Source organism: Xenorhabdus griffiniae (assembly GCF_037265215.1).
Lineage (GTDB): Bacteria > Pseudomonadota > Gammaproteobacteria > Enterobacterales > Enterobacteriaceae > Xenorhabdus > Xenorhabdus griffiniae.
On the sequence record NZ_CP147737.1, the window covers coordinates 4,309,025 to 4,328,960 of the forward strand.

General features: G+C 44.0%; 19 protein-coding genes. 8 read left to right on the forward strand and 11 right to left on the reverse strand.

From position 1 onward, the window contains the following. Window positions 1–21: 21 nt before the first annotated feature. Complete coding sequence (gene tnpA / locus WDV75_RS19635) at window positions 22–438, forward strand: IS200/IS605 family transposase (protein WP_338861193.1); 417 nt, start codon at window positions 22–24, stop codon at window positions 436–438. Here tnpA and WDV75_RS19640 read toward each other — a convergent pair. The 4 genes from WDV75_RS19640 to WDV75_RS19655 are packed head-to-tail and all read right to left on the reverse strand — an operon-like array spanning window position 435 to window position 4,567. Continuing rightward, entirely contained in the window at window positions 435–1,757 is a 1,323-nt protein-coding gene (locus WDV75_RS19640) for a F390 synthetase-related protein (RefSeq protein ID WP_273570919.1), read from the reverse strand. The genes tnpA and WDV75_RS19640 overlap by 4 nt on opposite strands. Beyond that, window positions 1,754–2,560, reverse strand: coding sequence for an MBL fold metallo-hydrolase (locus tag WDV75_RS19645; RefSeq protein ID WP_273570920.1), 807 nt, complete (start codon window positions 2,558–2,560; stop codon window positions 1,754–1,756). The genes WDV75_RS19640 and WDV75_RS19645 overlap by 4 nt, the downstream gene beginning before the upstream one ends. Beyond that, window positions 2,553–3,572 carry an NAD-dependent epimerase/dehydratase family protein gene (locus tag WDV75_RS19650; protein ID WP_273570922.1) on the reverse strand — a complete coding sequence of 340 codons (1,020 nt, stop codon included), beginning with the start codon at window positions 3,570–3,572 and terminating at the stop codon, window positions 2,553–2,555. Before WDV75_RS19650 ends, WDV75_RS19645 begins: the two co-directional genes overlap by 8 nt. After that, window positions 3,569–4,567: a 3-oxoacyl-[acyl-carrier-protein] synthase III C-terminal domain-containing protein gene (locus tag WDV75_RS19655; protein WP_273570924.1), complete on the reverse strand. Its 999-nt coding sequence runs from the start codon at window positions 4,565–4,567 to the stop codon at window positions 3,569–3,571. The genes WDV75_RS19650 and WDV75_RS19655 overlap by 4 nt, the downstream gene beginning before the upstream one ends. A gap of 902 nt (window positions 4,568–5,469) precedes the next feature. Here WDV75_RS19655 and WDV75_RS19660 point away from each other — a divergent pair. Further along, on the forward strand, window positions 5,470–6,342 hold the full coding sequence (locus WDV75_RS19660) for a phosphorothioated DNA-binding restriction endonuclease (protein ID WP_273570967.1): 873 nt from the start codon (window positions 5,470–5,472) through the stop codon (window positions 6,340–6,342). 47 nt (window positions 6,343–6,389) lie between these two features. Here the strand turns inward: WDV75_RS19660 and potD are convergent, their stop codons facing one another. From potD to potA, 4 genes are all read right to left on the reverse strand, one after another. Next, complete coding sequence (gene potD / locus WDV75_RS19665; RefSeq protein ID WP_273570968.1) at window positions 6,390–7,442, reverse strand: spermidine/putrescine ABC transporter substrate-binding protein PotD; 1,053 nt, start codon at window positions 7,440–7,442, stop codon at window positions 6,390–6,392. Window positions 7,443–7,603: 161 nt separating this feature from the next. Continuing rightward, window positions 7,604–8,383 carry a spermidine/putrescine ABC transporter permease PotC gene (potC, locus tag WDV75_RS19670; RefSeq protein WP_273570926.1) on the reverse strand — a complete coding sequence of 260 codons (780 nt, stop codon included), beginning with the start codon at window positions 8,381–8,383 and terminating at the stop codon, window positions 7,604–7,606. Further along, entirely contained in the window at window positions 8,380–9,240 is an 861-nt protein-coding gene (gene potB, locus WDV75_RS19675; protein WP_273570928.1) for a spermidine/putrescine ABC transporter permease PotB, read from the reverse strand. The genes potC and potB overlap by 4 nt, the downstream gene beginning before the upstream one ends. After that, entirely contained in the window at window positions 9,224–10,339 is a 1,116-nt protein-coding gene (gene potA / locus WDV75_RS19680; RefSeq protein ID WP_273570930.1) for a spermidine/putrescine ABC transporter ATP-binding protein PotA, read from the reverse strand. Before potA ends, potB begins: the two co-directional genes overlap by 17 nt. 484 nt (window positions 10,340–10,823) lie before the next feature. Here potA and WDV75_RS19685 point away from each other — a divergent pair, with 484 nt between their 5' ends. Next, complete coding sequence (locus WDV75_RS19685; protein ID WP_273570932.1) at window positions 10,824–11,969, forward strand: trans-sulfuration enzyme family protein; 1,146 nt, start codon at window positions 10,824–10,826, stop codon at window positions 11,967–11,969. 45 nt (window positions 11,970–12,014) lie between these two features. After that, complete coding sequence (locus WDV75_RS19690; RefSeq protein ID WP_273570934.1) at window positions 12,015–13,439, forward strand: Na+/H+ antiporter NhaC family protein; 1,425 nt, start codon at window positions 12,015–12,017, stop codon at window positions 13,437–13,439. Between the two features lie 118 nt (window positions 13,440–13,557). Here WDV75_RS19690 and WDV75_RS19695 read toward each other — a convergent pair whose 3' ends face one another. Both WDV75_RS19695 and WDV75_RS19700 read right to left on the reverse strand, forming a co-directional pair. Beyond that, window positions 13,558–14,181, reverse strand: a complete 624-nt coding sequence (locus tag WDV75_RS19695) for a LysE family translocator (RefSeq protein ID WP_273570936.1) — start codon at window positions 14,179–14,181, stop codon at window positions 13,558–13,560. A 35-nt stretch (window positions 14,182–14,216) separates the two neighbouring features. Further along, the gene (locus tag WDV75_RS19700; protein WP_273570938.1) at window positions 14,217–14,762 is read right to left on the reverse strand and encodes an RNA 2'-phosphotransferase; all 546 of its coding nucleotides are present in this window, start codon (window positions 14,760–14,762) and stop codon (window positions 14,217–14,219) included. Window positions 14,763–15,026: 264 nt separating this feature from the next. Between WDV75_RS19700 and WDV75_RS19705 the strand changes: the two genes are divergently transcribed. Together WDV75_RS19705 and WDV75_RS19710 are read left to right on the forward strand one after the other, a co-directional pair. Then, the gene (locus WDV75_RS19705) at window positions 15,027–15,290 is read left to right on the forward strand and encodes an antitoxin (protein WP_273570940.1); all 264 of its coding nucleotides are present in this window, start codon (window positions 15,027–15,029) and stop codon (window positions 15,288–15,290) included. After that, window positions 15,290–15,682, forward strand: coding sequence for a type II toxin-antitoxin system VapC family toxin (locus WDV75_RS19710; protein WP_273570942.1), 393 nt, complete (start codon window positions 15,290–15,292; stop codon window positions 15,680–15,682). Before WDV75_RS19705 ends, WDV75_RS19710 begins: the two co-directional genes overlap by 1 nt. Before the next feature lie 68 nt (window positions 15,683–15,750). On the opposite strand, the gene WDV75_RS19715 is transcribed toward WDV75_RS19710, so the two are convergent. Next, the gene (locus WDV75_RS19715; protein ID WP_273570969.1) at window positions 15,751–16,956 is read right to left on the reverse strand and encodes an RtcB family protein; all 1,206 of its coding nucleotides are present in this window, start codon (window positions 16,954–16,956) and stop codon (window positions 15,751–15,753) included. Window positions 16,957–17,214: 258 nt separating this feature from the next. Between WDV75_RS19715 and rtcR the strand changes: the two genes are divergently transcribed. Together rtcR and rnz are read left to right on the forward strand one after the other, a co-directional pair. Beyond that, window positions 17,215–18,789 carry an RNA repair transcriptional activator RtcR gene (rtcR, locus tag WDV75_RS19720; protein ID WP_273570944.1) on the forward strand — a complete coding sequence of 525 codons (1,575 nt, stop codon included), beginning with the start codon at window positions 17,215–17,217 and terminating at the stop codon, window positions 18,787–18,789. Window positions 18,790–18,819: 30 nt separating this feature from the next. Then, window positions 18,820–19,737 carry a ribonuclease Z gene (rnz, locus tag WDV75_RS19725; RefSeq protein WP_273570946.1) on the forward strand — a complete coding sequence of 306 codons (918 nt, stop codon included), beginning with the start codon at window positions 18,820–18,822 and terminating at the stop codon, window positions 19,735–19,737. Window positions 19,738–19,936 lie beyond the last annotated feature (199 nt).

Genomic DNA, 19,936 nt, shown 5'->3' on the forward strand with positions numbered 1-19,936 from the left:
ACTATCATTATACTTTGGTCTATGACAAAAGAAACTGATATTCGACGCGGAAGACACGGTGTTTTCCTGATGCACGTCCACTTGGTATTCGTCGCCAAGTATCGACGAAAGATATTCGATCTGGATGCCATCGAAAAGCTACGCAGCTACTTTAGCAGCGTATGTGCTGATTTTGGTGTTGAACTGGTTGAAATGGACGGCGAATACGACCACGTGCATTTGCTGATCAACTACCCGCCAAAGCTCGCAGTATCGAATCTGGTCAACAGTCTTAAAGGCGTTTCCAGCAGGCTGCTTCGGCGTGACCGTCCAGATATTGCTCTACGCTATTACTACAAAGGCGTTCTGTGGACACCGAGCTATTTTGCAAGTAGTTGCGGAGGTGCGCCGATCTCGATCATCCGGCAATACATCGAGCAGCAGAAAACACCAGGTTAGTCGGAAAACCGCGCCTTATATCCCCGCCCTGAAGGACGGGGTTTTACGGCGCACCTGATAATCCGGCGACGCTTATTAAACAGATCCGGCAGTATCACTTGCGATACGCACTGCCATTCAATTTTATCGATATCCACCCCTTGTTTGGCAAAATAGTCTGACAGCGCTGACTGGCAGTGCTGGAGGACTTCGATGCTACAATTCCCTTCCAGTTTCAGCGACAACGCCGTCTGGGTTAACCGATAATCGCTCGTTAACGGCAGAGTATTGGCAATGATCCGCGAACAAGGATCAGCGAAAATACTGACTGTTCCCCCTGTAAGCGCAGGTAAAATTAACTGATCATCATTGCGCCCTTCGATGCGCTCTATCGCCAATGCAGGGTTACCGCACGCACAAGGTTTTTTTCTCACCACCAAAATATCATCAAGCTGATAACGTACAATAGGCTGCGTTTCACGGGTAAAATCAGTAATAATCGGGTTAAAACGCGATTCATCTATCCATTTCGGCTCAATATGCAAAAACTCTTCATTAAGATGCAGCGTCCCATGCGAGCAAGTACACGCCAGAAAACCTTCCGTTGCCTGATAAATTTCTCCTACGTCCCTGAATACGGCCTGCAACAGTTGGCGATCTTGCGGTTCCAGCACTTCTGCCACCGAGATCACTTTAACCGGCGGTAATGATGTTTCACCTTGCTGGATCTTCAATGCCAATGCCCGCAACACCTGGGCGGGCGCGACAATAATAGTGGGTTGATACGCGACTAATGCTTGTACCTGCTGATTAAAGTCAGCAAACAAGTCAAAAAAACGGAAGGATATCCAACGGTTCTGGACACTCTCGTAGAGATTATTCCCCGCCCGTAAAAACAGCGCAACTCGCTCACCGTGAAATAAGCCGTTTGGTAGCATTTTGGCAAGCAGGGTTCCCGCCCAAATGCTCCGCTCTTTCGGGCTGGCAACGAAAAGACCTCGTTGTCCTGATGTCCCCGATGACATGCCAACACTGAATTTGCCGACTGTTGGCGTGAAATCTCGTGACTGTTCACTCAACCGTGCACATGCCAAAAGCTCATCGCATTTGAGACCCGCCGTATTCATCTGGTCGAAATTTTCCATCATGATGGCTTTATTCATAAACGGATATTCCGCCAACGATAAATCACCATATGAGGAAAAATAAGGGCTTTTAGCCAGAACCCTATGCCTGAATCGCGCCAATTCTCTCAATTGGTGTTGCTCAAGCTGCTGTCGGTTGGTGAATTTCCACCGTTTTTTGGCTCGCCAATAGTACCAAAACGTTTTAAATATCATTCCAAATCTCCTTCATGGCAGAGCTGGATAGGGATCTGTTTTTGGTCAATGTGATGCAGCTTATTCAGTGTTTCGTAATAGGCACGGCTGTCATCCATAATAAGATTCGCCAACTTTGCAGGCCCACGCAGTTCACGGTAATTCGTTGGTGACCAGGCAGCATCTCCCGCTAACAATATCCAACCCTGATCACTCAATACACACAGGCCAAGATGCCCTGCCGCATGACCAGGCAGCGGAACAATCAGTATCTGCTTCTGGCTCCCCGGCACGGCATAACCTTTCCCCAATACCGATAACTCTTCTGGCAACGGACTGGCTTCAAACCCTTCATAAAAACTGACTCTGGATTCGAAATCTTCCGGCATTAATCCCCGCACAAAGGCTTTTCTTAGCGCCGCGATACCTCGTAAGTGACGCGTCTGCCGCCAACCTTCCCCCGAACAGATAAATTTGGCCTGCGGGAAATCCCGTAATCCAGCAATATGATCACCATGAAAGTGAGAAATGATAATGCCATCAATATCACGTGCCTGAATACCTTCCCCTTTGAGTTGCATCACCAGTGCGTCTTTACTGTCAAAGTAAACCGGCGTGACCGTGCGATATAAGCGAATAATCCCACTACGGGTATGATCGTAAAAATGGTTGGCGTATCCGGTATCAAGGAGCCAACGCTTATCATGACACTCCAGCAACCACGACCGAGCCGGAAATTTGCATACGCGAAAACTGGCGCCTTTCAATGCCATGCAACCGGAATGCGTACAATATCCCACGTCAAAAACACGTATCTTAACCATGTGAACCCGTTTGCTGGTCTGCCTGTTTTAGCCAATTGGCCGTTAAATGAATACCTTCCTCTATGGTATAAATCGGCGAATAACCCAGCTCTTCTTGCGCTTTTGCGTTATCCAGTGTCATGGAGTAATAAGCCGCGCCAATGCCATAACGCGTCAGCAATGGCTCTTTTCGGGTGAACATAGCAATGCCTTCCAGGATTGTCGCAACGCCATACAAAAGTGGATAAGGCAATGATTTGATCCGATAACTAAACTGCATCTCATCAAATAACTGCCCTAAGATCTTCGCCAATGGCTGTGGCTGTTGATTAGTAATGTTGTATATCGCCCCACTTTGTATGCCTTCACGGTGAGTTGCCAATAACATGGCATGAACAACATTCATGACGTAAGTGAGATCCAGGGCATTCCTCCCCCCTGCTGGCAAAGCAACAACGCCTTTGCTGGCTTTAACCTGAGCCAACAAACGCGGCAACAATACTCTGTCATGCGGGCCAAATAACCCACGGGGGCGCAGGATAATGTAAGTCGTGTCAGGATAGCGGGGGATCAATTGACGTATGCTCTCTTCCGCCAGAAACTTGGTTCGGGCATAATCATTGGCGAAACGCTGGCTGCGCTGATGTTCGGTAACATGCTGTTGGTGGGAAAAATTAAAATACACAGCTGGAGTAGAAATATGGACAAATCGCTGGATACCACATATGCCAGCCGCCTGTGCCAAAATCTGTGTCGCAGCCACATTGATACGTTCAAACTCATCAGGATCGCCCCAGGGAGAAGATTTGGCGGCGCAATGCCAGACTGCATCACACTCTGACATCAGCCCGATGGCTTGCTCCTTCGTTAACGTCGCCAGCTCAGCACGGCGAAATTCCGCCCCCAATCGAGACAATTCCCTTCCCGCCTGCGGATCACGTCCGGTTGCCACCACCGTCTCGCCACGGGATAACAGATAATTAACGGCATTACGACCTAAACCACTCGTGGCTCCGGTTACAAGAATTTTCATGGTATTAAAATCATCTCACTTAACGAAAGCCCAGCCGCTGTACCAAGCAACATCACATAATCACGGCCATAATAGCGATCTGTCATGATGGCTTCATGCAGTGCGCTTGGAATAGATGCCGCAACCTGATTACCGCGATAACGATAGATATTCACAAATCTCTCATCTTTGATATTCAAGCGCTTGAGAATATGTTTCAATCCCAAATGGCTTGCCTGATGAGGTATTACGGTACCGATATCGGACATGGCAAGATTGGCACTCCCCAATACACGCGCTGTAAATTCTTCAATCAATGAAGCGGTTAGTTTAAACAGTGGCTTACCCTGCATCTGGAACAGGAAATCGCTATCTTCCATACCTGTACGCAGATTCTTGCGGGTTCCGCCAGCCCGGATCTCACATAATTCAAGGCCTTCTGGGTAGGTTTCATGTTTGTAGGTCACAATCCCACTTTTCCCATCCCCTTTTTCAACGATCACACAAGCCGCCCCATCACCAAAAATCAGTGAGGATTCTTGATGCGACCAGTCAATTCCACGGGAAGCCATCTCCGAAGAAACAATAGCAATCCGCCGGTACTGTCGGGTTGCCAGCAATCCACTCGCAATATCCAGCGCAGAAATAAAACTCACACAGCTTGCATTAATATCAAAACAGGCAGTTCCTGCCTTTAAACAGCTCGCTTTTAAAATATGTGCTGCGGAATAAGGTAAGGCTTGGATTGGGATAGCCGAAGCTGAAATCAGCAAATCAATTGAATCTGGCGAAATTTGATGTGTTTCTAACGTATTATGCAGTGCATCTGCGGCTAATTTAGCTGGAGATGCTTCATAATTCGAATGATAGCGATACTCTATTCCAGAATGTTTTTCGACAAAACCCTTCGGCTTATTAAGCCTTAAATCTAAATCGGATGAATACACTTTGTTTTCTGGTAGGGCAATACCAGACGCAATGATCTTTAATGGGATCAATTCATTTATATTTTTCATTTTTTTATAACTTCCAAGTGTTAATTTTTTGTTTAAATTCGTAGCCAGAATATGAAGGTGAATTCTGAGTAGGGTGAGAATAAATGAATATTTATCAGATAGCCGATTAAACAGGAAGTCTATATTTATGATACATCATATTACTAAATTGAAATATTCAATGCAGTTACTTGAAAAATAAAAAAATTTCTCAGTTTATAATTTCAGTATCATAAAATTTTTTTAATGCAAAAAACACATTATGAGATTTAATCATGGCATTTGTTGTCTATATGTAAAATAAAGGTCAATGTTAATTGACAAATAAACTAACTTGATTTAATTAATAGGAAATAGTCATTTATAGTTTTTGTTTTGTTAGTTAAATATACCAACCTAACTTCAAGATGCATGTGATTTCTCCCCGCGTCGCAGGGAGAAATCACGTTTCATATCGTGCTGTAAATTCCAACATGAAGTTTAATACGTATAAAAAAGTCACCATAATATTTTGAATAAGTATGAGCTCAATATTTTCATTGCTTTTAAGTAGAAGTAAAAAATCAAATAATCAATATATATCTCTATTAAAAGTAAAAATAACGAGTTTATTCTTCTGGATAATAAGCATTCGTTCAGAAGAATGGTAAATAGCGTTTCAAAATGATAGGAGTACTCCAACATCTGATACTCTCAGTATTATGAAAACCATTTATAAAAAACTTAATCGCCCAGTCCGGTATCAATGGAGCGTTAAATAATTCCCACATCGCTCTAACTAAAAGGTGTATAGCAATATGTTTTTACTGTCTATACACCATTTTCAGCAGCCCACCATAAATTTCTTTCAGACCAATACATTGCCTCTCATCATTTTTGCGAGCATGATCGTAATACCGTTACCCATTATTCAAACAACTTACATGTCTGCAATCAAAGAACTCCAAGTCGCAATTTCAAACCTTTCCGTATGGCGCAAGGGTGATCAACGTGCACCACATAAACCTTTATTGCTATTGTATGTCCTCTCGCAATATCAGAAAGGCCATGAAAGACTGTTTGCGTATGGGGAGGAGATCCACCAGCCACTCTTGGAGCTGCTCAATAACTTTGGTCCAAGACGCAAAACCCACTATCCCTCTTTACCCTTCTGGCGCTTACGTGGCGACGGGTTTTGGGAATTACAAAATACCGAACTCTGCACCCCACAAAAAGGTAGCAAGGAGCCGCCAAAACGTGAACTTATTGAATTTGGTGTCAAAGGTGGTTTCGACCAACAAAGCTACCAGTTATTACGCAAAAAGCCCGCTACCATCAATAAATTGGCACAACAAATCCTGAGTGAACATTTTCCTGACAGCATACAAGAGCTGCTCGCCAACCAACTGGATTTCTCTTTAAGTGATATCCGCAAAATTCGTGATCCCCATTTTCGCCAGCAGATACTGCGCGCCTATAACTACCAATGTGCAATATGTGGTTACAATTTGCGACATGACAGTACCCCCGTTGGGCTGGAAGCCGCACATATCAAATGGAAACAATACGGCGGTCCCTGTACGGTAAACAACGGGCTTGCCCTCTGTTCTCTGCACCATTCTGCATTCGATATGGGATCAATCAGTATCGACGATAATATGAATTTATTAGTTTCAGAAAGTGTCAATGGCGGCACGATAGTGAAGCAACTTTTCTGGAATTTGGCAAAACAGCCGATCTTGCGTCCCCTGAATAAAGATTATTATCCATTGGAAAGTTTTATTGCCTGGCATCGCAACCAAGTCTTTAAAGAATAACCTGCAAGCATATTAAAAAGGGGAGCCAAAGCTCCCCAATAATTCCGTCATTGACCTGCTTTCAATTTTTGGAAGTACTCTTCGTATAGGATACTGGCATTGCCAACATCACTCTGCCATTCGCCTTTTTTTATCACTTCGGCGTCTGGATACAACGTCTTATCTTCTGTCATGGATTTCGGCAGTAATTTTTTCGCTTCCAGATTCGGTGTCGGGTAGCCAATTTTCTTAGCAACCTGCGCCGCAATTTCCGGGCGTAACAAGAAATCAATCAATTTCATCGCGCCATCAACATTCTTGGCATTCGCTGGAATAGCCAAGCTGTCCATCCAGAAAATCCCGCCCTCTTTCGGCCAAATAATCTCAACCGGTGTACCAGCCTGACGCGCAACATAAGCAGAGCCGTTCCACATCATACCGATATCCGCCTCGCCTTCCATAAATGGGTTGGCAGGGTTGTCAGAATTAAATGCCAGTACATTTGGCATCAGTTTTCTCAGTTCCTGATAAGCAGCTTCAATCTCTTTCGGATCAGAGGTATTGCCGGAATATCCCAATTTCAGCAACGCCATCTGGAAAACTTCACGCGCATCGTCAGTCAGCACTAAACTGTTTTTGTACTCTGGTTTCCAAAGATCAGCCCAGGAAGAGAAGGAGTTAGGATCAATATTATCGCTATTGACGCCAATTGCCGTTGCACCCCAAATATAAGGGATAGAGTACTCGTTATTCGGGTCAAAAGACTTATGGAGCAGGTTAGGATCAAGGTTATGGAAGTTGCTCAATTTACTGGTATCGATTTTTTGCAACATCCCTTCTTTACTCATCTTTGAGATAAAGTAAGTGGATGGAACCACTAAATCATAAGCGCCGTCTTTATAAGTTTTCAGCTTGGTGTACATGCTCTCATTGGATTCATAGGTGGAATAAATCACCTTAATCCCTGTCTCTTTAGTGAACTGGTTGAGCAAACCAGGCGGAACATATTCAGTCCAGTTGTAGAAATACAGCGTCTTGCCATCATCAGCGGCAGCGGCATTCACCGAACCAATGCTTAATGCCATCATCCCAGCGGCTAACAGACAGAACCACTTTCTCATGTTGTTTTTCATGTCGTGTTTCCCCTCGCAGTTGGTGCGTTAGTATCATATATAGGTTCGGCGTGAACCTATCCCCGAAAAAGGGGGCTATTATAAAAGTGACATTTAATGGGGTAAACTAATAAAAGCGTGGTCAACCCGCAACCACGCTTAAAAGAAGGTTAAGACTTTTCTGTGCGATCACGCATCACAAATTGGCTAATCAGCACCAAAACCAAAGACATAAGTAATAAAATCGTTGCCAATGCGTTCACTTCTGGCGAAATTCCCACTTTTACCATTGAATAGATCTTAAGTGGCAAAATCTCGTAGCTTGGCCCCGTCACAAATGAAGAAACAACCACATCATCCATCGATAGGGTAAAGCTTAGTAGCCAACCCGCCATAACCGCTGGCATTGCCAGCGGCAGGATGATTTTTCGCAGGATAGTCAATTCACCCGCACCCAAATCACGCGCCGCTTCCAGCATTTTGACATCGAAATCTTTCAGGCGGGAGTACACCGTTATCACCACAAACGGCAAGCAGAAAGTGATATGCGAAAACAGTAGTGACCAGAATCCCAGTGAAACGCCGAGTAGCATAAACAGCACCAGCAGTGAAATCGCCATCACGATATCCGGCGACATCATCACGACAAACAGCATACCGCCAACAAACTTTTTGCCCCGGAAGGAATAACGATACAAGGCGACCGCAGTCAGGGAACCAATCAAGGTAGCAAACGTGGCGGATGTGACCGCCATCGTCAGAGAATGGCCTGCCGCTTGAAGCAAACTGTCATTCGCGAATAGCAGGCTATACCATTCAGTGGTAAAACCCTGCCAATGAATGCCAAAGCGTGATTGGTTAAACGAGCTTACCAACAGGATAATAATCGGGATATACAGGTAAGCATAAACGATGGTCATGAAGCCACCGCGCAACAGGCGTCCGATCATTCCAGCTCCACCTTCTTGTTCAGCAACTTAGCCGCACGATAATAAACCAATAACATCAATCCCATTACCAACGTCAAACAGATGCTAGTCGCTGCCCCAAATGGCCAGTCACGGATATTGAGAAATTGGCTCTTAATCACGTTCCCGATCAGCAGGTTCTTCGCCCCGCCCATCAAGTCAGCCACATAGAACAGCCCCATCGCCGGTAACAAAACCAACAAACAACCCGCGATAATGCCCGGCATGGTCAATGGCACAATGATGCGGATAAAAGTCTGCAATTTCCCCGCCCCCAAATCGCGCGCCGCTTCCAGACAGGATTTATCCAGCTTCTCAATACTGGAATAAAGCGGCATCACCATAAACGGCAGCAGGATGTAAACCACCCCCAACACAACCGCTTCGGGGGTATACATAATGCGAAAGGGCTTATCGATAATCCCCACCCACATCAGAAAATCATTCAAGTACCCGCGGGTACTGAGGAACATCTTCAAGCCATAAATACGGATTAACGAGTTCGTCCAGAATGGCACGATCAACAGGAATAGCATCAGGGAACGCAGTTTCTTTGGCATACGAGCCAGGAAAAAAGCGAACGGATAGCCAATCACCAGACAGCATAGCGTCGCTATAATCGCCATATTCAGCGAATGCAGCAGCACCTCGGCATACAGCGGATCAAACAATCGGCTATAGTTATCCAGCGAGAATATCATCTGCACTAAATTGGCGTCATCACGGGTCAGGAAGCTGGTTCCGATGATCATCAGGTTCGGCAAAAAGACGAACAGCATCAGCCAGGATACGATGCCCGTAATGACGATATTCTGGAATAGTTTACGCGTCTTCTTCATCGACCAGCACAACCTCCCAGCTTTCTACCCAAGTGACCGCAATCTTCTGGTTCAGAGAATGGTCAACATCAGGATCGTCTTCGTTGAAGAATTCGCTCACCATGACCATCTTGCTATTTTCCATTTCGACCACGGAGTCCAGCGTCATGCCCTTGTAGTTACGCTCACGGACGTAACCAATCAGTCCCGATACCTGCTCACCGTTATTGATCTCTTCCACGCGCAGGTCTTCCGGGCGTAGCAAGACTTTCAACGTTTGCCCAACGGTCACTGGCAGCGAGGTGAAAATATCACACTCATGGCCTTCGACATTAGCGCGTATCCGTTGATCATCAATACGATGCAGCACTTTAGCATCAAAGATATTGATTTCGCCGATAAAACGGGCAACAAACAGGTTTTTCGGCTCTTCGTAAATCTCACGCGGAGAGCCATCCTGTTCAATACGCCCGTTACGCATAACCACGATACGGTCTGACATAACCAGAGCCTCTTCCTGATCGTGGGTCACAAAGATAAAAGTAATGCCAAGCTTACGCTGGAGCGCCTTTAGCTCATTTTGCATCTGCTTGCGCAACTTGTAATCGAGCGCGGACAGCGATTCATCCAACAGCAAAACTTTCGGTTTATTGACAACCGCACGGGCAATCGCCACACGTTGCTGTTGGCCGCCGGAAAGCTGGGCAGGTTTACGCAGGGCAAACTCTTCAAGCTGAACCATGCGTAATGCCTCCTCAACACGCGGAGCAATCTCTTTTTCCGGTGTTTTCTGCATCCGAAGTCCAAAAGCGACATTTTCAAATACGGTCATGTGGGGGAACAGGGCATAACTTTGGAAAACCGTATTAACGCAACGGTGCTCGGCAGGAATATCCGTAATATCCTGCCCTTCCAGCAAAATTTTGCCGCTGTCTGCATCTTCTAGCCCGGCAATCAGGCGAAGTACTGTAGTTTTGCCACAACCGGATGGCCCAAGAATGGTCAGAAACTCGCCATCATTGATTGTCAGATCGAGCTGTGAAATAACTTGTTTACCGTCGAAGCCCTTACTCAAGGCTTTCAATTCAACGAGTGGTGTCAGAGAGGTGTTCTCAGTCATTTATGCTATCATCTATCCCTTGGAATAATGCAGATAGAACCGCCACGGGAAAAGACTGTGTTAGCTAGCAGGAGACATCATTTCTCCGCTAAAGCTCAAAGCCAGTGGCGCCGGTTGAAATTACGAAGCGCGCATCATAAACGCAGTAAGCCCAAATTGAAAGCCGAAACAATGACAATATGTCATTTTTTATTACTATTTTATGAATGTTAACAACGTGCTCTATTTTGCTCCGAATTTTACCGGATGGAAATAGTTTCATATCGGATATTTTTGGAATAAAAAAATGCTATTGTTTTTCAATGCATTTAGGCAGGTATCCAACCGATTCGGGATCAGGCTGCGGCCAGCTTTAAACTTCCCCCTTCCAGCGCGTGTTACTTTTGGGAAAAATTTTTTTATCTCTCTATGCCATATTCTTCTTCAATAGTGTGATATTTTCCCTAAAAAAATATCTTGATAACTCATTTATAGGACTACAAAAATGATAAAAAATATAGCCACAGCATTAATCCACGGTGGAAAACAGCAAGACAAAGAAAACCATGCCATTTTCCCCCCTATCACAACAGCCAGTACTTTTGTACAGAAAGATTTATCTGAACATGGTGAATACTGCTATTCCCGTTGCAGTAACCCCACACGCTATGCCTATGAAACATTATTAGCCGAAATAGAAGGGGGTATTTATGCAACGGCAACCGCCTCTGGTGTAGCTGCCGCGGCTTTAGTCTTAAACTTGTTACCTAAAGAATCCCATATTATCGCAATGAAGGGAGTTTATGGTGGCACATTTCGTTTATTTGAACGGGTAGCGATTGAAAATAATGGCCACCAATTTGACTATGTTGACTTAAATAACCTTACTGATATTAAGGATAAAGTAAGAGAGAATACTCGATTAATTTGGATAGAAAGCCCAACCAATCCATTATTAGAATTAGTTGATATCAAACGTATTTGTGCATTCGCAAAAAATCACAATATCTTAACTTGTGTTGATAATACATTTGCAACCGCATGGAACCAAAAACCCCTCGAATTAGGGGCAGATGTTGTGATGCTATCTACCAGTAAATATATTGGTGGCCATTCGGATCTTATTGGCGGAGCCGTTATTACACATCGGGATGATTTAGCCAATAAGCTGGATTTTTTAAAAACGACCACTGGTGCCATTGCCTCTCCCTTTGATGCCTATTTAGCATTACGTGGATTAAAAACATTAGCGTTACGCATGTCAGCGCAATGTGCTAATGCTCTTGAAATTGCCAATTTTCTGCAATCCCACCCCAAAATTGAACAGGTCTATTATCCTGCTTTACCCACTCACCCGCACTATTCCATTTGCCAGCAGCAAATGCGCGCAGGTGGTGCAGTCGTTACGATCAGATTAAAAGGTGAACTGGAAGATACAAAGAGGTTTGTAAGTAAGCTACGCTATTTTGTTTTGGCAGAATCTCTCGGTGGCGTGGAGAGCATGGTTAACCATTCTGCCACAATGTCACATGGCTCAATGACAAAGGAAGAACGTGAAGAGATTGGTATTTATGATACTGTGTTACGCTTATCAGTAGGGATTGAAGATATTCGCGATTTATTAGCTGACCTTGAACAAGCATTAGAATAAATTTACTTAATATAGAAAATAACAATAAAATAAGGTAAGTAAAAAATGAATGATTACGGTATTTGGACCATTATTACCCCTGTTGTCACAATTATTTTAGCTATATTCACACGCCAGGTTATTTTATCACTACTACTCGGCATATTAGTGGGTTTTACTGTCATTAATAACCATAATGTTATTTTAGGTATACAAGGAACTATTGAAGGTATTATTGATACTTTTTCCTCTTCCGGTAATACAAAAACCATCATTTTTATGTTGATGATTGGTGGCATAATGCGGCTTGTGGTTGTTACAGGAGGCGTGCGATCGTTAGTTCGTTTACTCACGGAAAAAACACAGCTAATTGAAAATAAAAAAGCAGTGCAATTTTTGGCAATGATCATTACATCATTAATTTTTATTGAAAGCTCTATTAACCAATTAATTGCGGGAGCATCAACCAAGAAATTAGCCAGAAATTACGCTATCCCACCAGAAAAAATGGCTTACATTATCCAAACATCCTGTGTTTCTGTTTGTTCTTCCGCCATGATCAATGGTTGGGGCGCTGCAATGATGGGGGTCATAGGTGTGCAGATTTCCAGAGGATTAATCAGCGGTGAACCATTCGATATCCTGGCTGGCTCTATGGTTTATAATATTATGGCTTGGTTATCTCTGGCTTCTGTCTTATTTTATATTTTTTCTAATGTTTCTTGGGGGCCAATGAAAACTGCGGAAATGTGCGCCTTACATGAACATGTAAATAGTGATATTGAAAACAAGCACAGTGAAGATAATGATGATATTATTGAACATCCCAACTGCCATACTTCATTAAACTTTTTTATTCCTATCTTATCAACGGTATTCATGCTCCCTATTGCTCTCTATATCACAGGTGATGGTGATTTTAGTAAGGGCAGCGGTTCAACCTCTATCTATTGGAGTGTTATCTTTGGAACCACAATCTCTTTTTTCTGGTTCTTATTACGCCGAGTTTTAACCATCGAAGCCTTTTTTAAAGAGCTTTATATTGGTTATGCCAGCATGATAAAAATAAGCTCTGTCATGGTATTGGCCTTCTTAATGGGTAACGTTTCCGCTGAGTTAAATACCGGTGCTTATATTGCACAAATGACTTCTGGTATTATTCCGGCGGGTTTTTCCATCGGTTTTATTTTCCTGATGAGTTCTATCATGTCATTAGCAACAGGCACCTCATGGGGGACATTTGCAATTATGATCCCCATTGGGGTACAGCTAGGTATTTCAGTGGGTATGCCTCCTGAATATATGATCGGTGCCGCAATTGCGGGTTCCATTTTTGGTGATATGACGTCGCCAATTTCCAGCGATGCTATCGTCGCATCAATGGCAACAGATTGTGATCATATTGAACATATTCGGACTCAAATGCCATATGCGTTGGTTACTGCAAGTTTCGCTCTCGTTATCTATTTCTATTTAGGTTTCACTTATTAACGGCAACCCACTAAGAATAATCGGTCTTTAAAATAAAATTTAGGGGGATGATTATGAAAAAAGTAGCAAAAATAGGCGTAACCAAGACATAAATAGACAATGTACAGATATCGCAAAATCATCGTCGACTACTCATTACGAGTTTAAACGCAAACAGCAAAAATAATCCGCCTGTCGCGCGATTCATCCACTTGATGACATTTTCACGGCGTAATAGATGGGAAAGCGGACGTGTGGCATAAATCAGTAACAATGACCACAATGTGCCAAGTAAGACATGGATCGTCACCAAACTAAATGTCCATAAAGTGGGTGAATGCCCTTGAGGAATAAACTGCGGCAGGAATGAAACATAAAACACGCCCATTTTGGGATTCAGTACATTTCCAAACATTCCTTTGATAAACCAATTCTGCCCCTTAACGGAAGAAGATACCTCTCCGCCAAGATCTTTGTTGGGGTGCCAGATCATTTGAATTCCCAACCAGCATAAATATAATGCGCCACACCATTTTAATATGTTGAACGCCAGCTCTGATACCGCAATCAATGTGCCAAGGCCAAATGCCACCATTGCCCCCCAAATAAAACAACCCGTATTAATACCAAGAGCGGCCTGAAAAGCTTTTTTACCCCCTTCCACTGTTGCAGTTCGCAGAACTAGCGCAGTATCCAGGCCAGGGGTCAAAGTGAGCAAAGTCGCCGCCACTGTAAAGGCAAGCAAGGAATCCATAACTGTCATGTTTATCTCCGAATACAAAAACAGGGGCAAAAATGCTAAATGACACTGATATATTTAACAGGCACCGTTTTTGTCAACCAAACACCATTATCTGCCTGATAAAATTTAAAGCCTTGCTCATACATCAACTGAGTATCAATCTTCAAGATAATCACCTTACCGTGTCGTTGCCCCACTTTGATCGCCGTGGATTTTTCCGCCGATAAATGTACGTAATGACGTGTTCCCGCCACTAAGCCTTGCTTAAAAATCGAATCCAAAAAACGGGTGGCCGTTCCATGATATAAAATCTCAGGGGGCGTTTTTTCCTGATAGCGAATATCCACCTTCTGCGTTGAGTGCCCTTGTACTGCCCTGATACGTTTCTGATCCACAGAAATGGCAAACCGTTTTTTATCATTGGTATCGACAATTTTTTCTATGATTGCATAGTTCAATCGCTTACCGTGATTGGCGGCACATTTGATCAATGTGCCGATATCGGCCCATCCTTCGCTATCTAAAACGAGGCCAATGGACTCCGGTTGATGACGCAATACGTAACTTAAGAACTTACTGATTTTAGTATCAACTTGATCCATATTTTCACCTGTTAGTCTGAATTCTTTGCCCGTTTAACTCGCAACAGATCGTTAAGTTCTATACCAATCTCACTTCAAGATGCATGAGATTTCTCCCCGCAAAGCGGGGAGAAGTCAGGTTTCATATCGTGTTGTAAATTGCAACTTGAAGTTTAATGCGTATATGTTAATTAATTGGTTAATATTAAATCTTACCTGTACTTTGACATAGACTTAAAGATGGCATATGCTTTGGCATATGCATACTATTTTTAGAGGTGAATGATGGAAAGAATCGTAAAAATTTTCAAAAATGGGCGTAATCAAGCTATTCGGTTACCTGTCATGTTTGAATTTGATACTGATAGAGTTTACATCCGCCAAGATAAAAATGGGGATCTTATTTTGTCAAAAAACAAATCTAAACATGATGATTGGGATTTATTTCTCAATATGTTAACTAATCTTTCTGTTCCAGATGATTTTTTAGATACCAGTGATCGTAATCAGGACATAACGAAACGCGATCCATTTGAAGGAACTCTTTAATGTACATGCTGGATACAAACACGGTCAGTTATATTTTTCGGAAAAATCAATTAATAATCAACAAATTGCGCACAATACCACCATCAAGAATATGCATATCCAGTATTACTGAAGCTGAATTACGCTATGGGATTACCAAACGGCAAAACAAGGAACTACAAAATATCGTCAACATGTTTATTGAGTCGGTCACTGTTTACGATTGGGACAGTGCCGCTGCAAAAACTTATGGCGAACTCCGTGCCAGTATGGAACAAATTGGTCGTGTTATGGGCACAATGGATCAATTGATTGCTGCTCATGCCCTCAGTAAAAAACTGACGATGGTTACCAGTGATGCTGCATTTGGGATGGTTCATGGTTTAAGTGTCGAAGACTGGAGCAAATATTGACAGGTGGGACCACGGTCCCACTTAACCCACAACCTCTCCTCCCCTAACGGATAACACTTCTTTGCTCCCTATCCTTTTACACACACTACCTGACGTAAGGTATGCACGATTTCCACCAGCGATGATTGTGCTTCCATCACAGCATCAATATCTTTGTACGCCATCGGAATTTCATCGATCACATCGCTGTCTTTACGACATTCTACATGGGCCGTCGCACGTATTTGGTCACTTACAGTGAAGCGTTTTTTCGCCTCGTTACGGCTCATTACCCGCCCTGCACCGTGGCTACACGAACAAAAACTTTCTTCGTTCCCAAAGCCGCGGACGATATAACTTTTCGCACCCATCGATCCCGGAATAATCCCCATCTGGCCTTTACGTGTTACCAAAACTTCTTCACCGTAATGCTGTTCACGCTGGACATAGTTATGGTGGCAGTTCACGGCTTCCTGTTGTGTTGTAAAGGGCTTGGGGATCTCACGTGACAACGCTTCAAGCACGCGGTGCATCATCACTTCTCGGTTCTGGCGGGCGTAATCCTGTGCCCAACCTACCGCTTCCATATAATCGTCAAAATAACGACTTCCTTCTTCGAAATACGCCAAGTCACGATCAGGCAGGTTAGCGATATGTTGTTGCATATCCTTTTGCGCCAATGTGATAAATAAATTCCCGATAGCATTACCTACACCACGAGAACCGCTATGTAACATCACCCAAACGCGATCTACTTCATCAAGACATAACTCGATAAAATGGTTTCCCGTCCCCAACGTTCCCAAATGCTGATGGTTATTGGTGTTCAATAGTTTTGGGTATTTATCGGTAATACGCTTAAACCCATCCGCCAAAGTCGCCCAATGTTGATCCACAATCTCCGGTGCATTATGCCAAGCACCTTTATCGCGGCCGCCACGGTGTGTGGTTCGTCCATGCGGTACGGCTGCTTCAATGGCATGGCGAATATTTAACAGACTATCCGGTAAATCAGATGCCACCAGCGAAGTACGCACCGCAATCATTCCACAACCGATATCCACCCCAACCGCCGCCGGAATAATGGCGCCTTGTGTCGGGATAACGCTACCGATGGTAGAACCTTTACCGACATGGACATCCGGCATTACTGCCAGATGTTTGAAAATAAAAGGTATCTTGGCTGTATTTTGCAATTGGCTAATGGCTTTGGGATCAACGGGTACGCCATTTGTCCACATTTTTACTGGCGCACCATTCTCTTGCGTCAATAAGTTATAAGCGTTGGTTTTCATTCCCGAGGTTATCATTGTTGTGCTCCTTTAATTTTTACTAATCCGTCGTTTAAGACACATACTATCTCAGTGTGCTGACCATCTGGTTATTGCCAATTACGTGCCAACTTTGAAAAAAAAACAGAAATATTTTTTATCTATTTGAAAAATAATTGATTTTATTTTCATCTAATCTTATTGATTGTTTTTGCAGATTAAACTCCCTATCTTTCTATATCGTTGTTTATAAATTTAGATAAGAAGAATCTAGGGAAGACAATGAAACGCAGAGTCGCTATTGGTATTTTAGGTACAAAGTTAGACAGGCGAGGTAAGAAGGCTAATCGCTGGACGAAATGGCGCCCGACCATTGGTATGTGCCAACAACCAGAGTTGCCGATTGATAAGCTGGAGTTACTCCACCAAACCAATGACTCAATTTTGGCAGAAAGAATTAAGGAGGATATCGCCCAAGTTTCACCTCAGACAAAAGTGGTACTGAACGAAATCCACATTGGTGATCCGTGGGATTTTGAAGAAGTGTATACCGCGTTACTGGATTTTGCTGTCCGTTATCCTTTCGATATTGAAAACGAAGAGTATTTAGTACATATCACAACCGGCACTCACGTTGCACAGATCTGCTGGTTCCTGCTGACTGAAGCCCGTTATCTGCCCGCTCAACTGCTCCAAACCTCACCTAAAAATGGGAAAGATGAAAACCATCCCGAAGGCGTTTATACGATTATCGATTTAGATCTTAGTCGGTACACTGCCCTAACCAACCGTTTCCAACGTGAACAACAGGAGCAAGTCGCATTCTTGAAGTCAGGTATTGCTACACTCAACGCCAATTTCAACCACCTGATCGACCAAGTGGAACGCGTCGCCCTGCGCTCCACTGCACCGATTTTGCTGACTGGGCCAACGGGTGCCGGTAAATCCTTTCTCGCCCGCCGGATCTATCAGTTACGGCAAGCACGCCATTTAATCAAGGGGCGATTTGTGGAAGTAAATTGTGCCACCTTGCGCGGTGATAATGCGATGTCTACGCTGTTTGGTCACATCAAGGGCGCATTTACAGGAGCGATTCAGCCACGCACCGGACTTCTTCGTGAAGCCAATGGCGGCATTCTGTTTCTTGACGAAGTGGCAGAATTGGGGTTGGATGAGCAAGCAATGCTGTTAAAAGCGATTGAAGAAAAGAGCTTTCTGCCTTATGGATCGGATAAGGAAATACACAGCGATTTTCAATTAATTGCCGGTACACACCGTGATCTGCGAGATTGGGTGATTCAGGGAAAATTCCGCGAAGATCTCTATGCCCGTATCAATATGTGGACTTATCAACTGCCCGGTCTGGCACAACGTCACGAAGATATCGAGCCAAATATCGATTATGAGCTTGCCCGTTATGCTCAAATGCAACAAACGCAAGTTCGCTTTGATAAAGAAGCACGGCAAATTTACCTGCATTTCGCCTGTTCCGAGCAAGCACCGTGGCGGGGAAATTTTCGCGAACTCAGCGCTTCTGTCGCACGAATGGCGACCTTCGCTGAAAATGGCCGTATCAACCAACAGTTGGTTGAAGAGGAAATTACGCGGCTCAAGCAAAACTGGCGTACTGAAGTGCAATCTTCTTTGCTGCCAAATAACCTGCCGGAAATTGACCTGTTTGACCGCCAACAGTTGGAAACGGTGATCAAAGTCTGCCATGAATCCAGCAGCTTATCGGAAGCAGGTCGCAAACTATTTGCCGTTTCTCGCCAACAGAAAAAACAGCCTAATGATGCCGACAGGTTACGCAAATACCTTGCCCGCTTCGGTCTTGATTGGGAAAGCATTCGACATTAACAGGAAAGCAATAGATAGGAGAACAACAACATGGAACTGAAATTTCTAGGCACCAGCGCTGGCATACCTACAAAAGAGCGCAATGTCACCAGCCTGATCCTCGATTTACAGGGCACTCGCAACGCGCTGTGGATGTTTGATTGTGGTGAGGGAACCCAACACCAGATCCTTCATTCTTCCATCAAGGTATCTAAACTGGAGAAAATTTTTATCACTCATCTGCATGGTGATCATATTTTCGGCTTACCCGGATTATTGTGCAGCCGTTCAATGGGCGGTTCTAGCGCTCCCCTTACCTTATATGGGCCAACGGGGATACGTCAGTTTGTAGAAACCACATTGCAATTGAGCAGTTCTTTCTTGACCTATCCGTTGGAAATTATTGAAGTCCAGCCCGGACAGTTGTTTGATGATGGCGAACTGAAGGTCACGGCTTATGCCTTGAACCACCGCGTAGAATGCTATGGCTACCGTATTGAAGAACACGATAAACCCGGCGCACTTGATACGGAAAAATTAAATCAGGATAACATTCCCCGTGGCCCGTGGATGCAGGCTTTAAAGCAGGGCGGCACAATAACCCTGGAAGATGGCCGTACAATTTGCGGCAAAGATTATCTAGGTACACCGATTCGTGGCAAATCATTGGCTATTTTTGGGGATACTGAACCGACACCCGAAGCACTAAAACTGGCAGCCAATGTTGATGTGATGGTACATGAAATCACGCTGGAAGATGCATTTACCGCGAAAGCCAACGAGAGAGGACATTCCACCACCAAACAAGCTGCAACATTGGCGCGTGATGCCAAAGTCAAACACTTTATCGCTACGCATATTAGCGGACGTTATGGACTTGAGGATTGCCCTCGATTATTGGCGGAATGCCGGGAAATATTTCCAAATACTGATTTGGCCGCAGATTTCGCCGCATTTATTGTTAAATGAAAATGTTGCAAGGAAAATGTAATACCTATAGACCTATCGCCTTTCAAGATGCGTCTTATATCTCCCCACGTAGAGGGAGATATAAACAATCACATTGATTTGCAAGCTGCAACTTGGGATTGATCTATATCAGTCTGGCAGAAAATAGATTTATATACCAATCTAACTTCAAGATGCGTGTGATTTCTCCCCGCGAAGC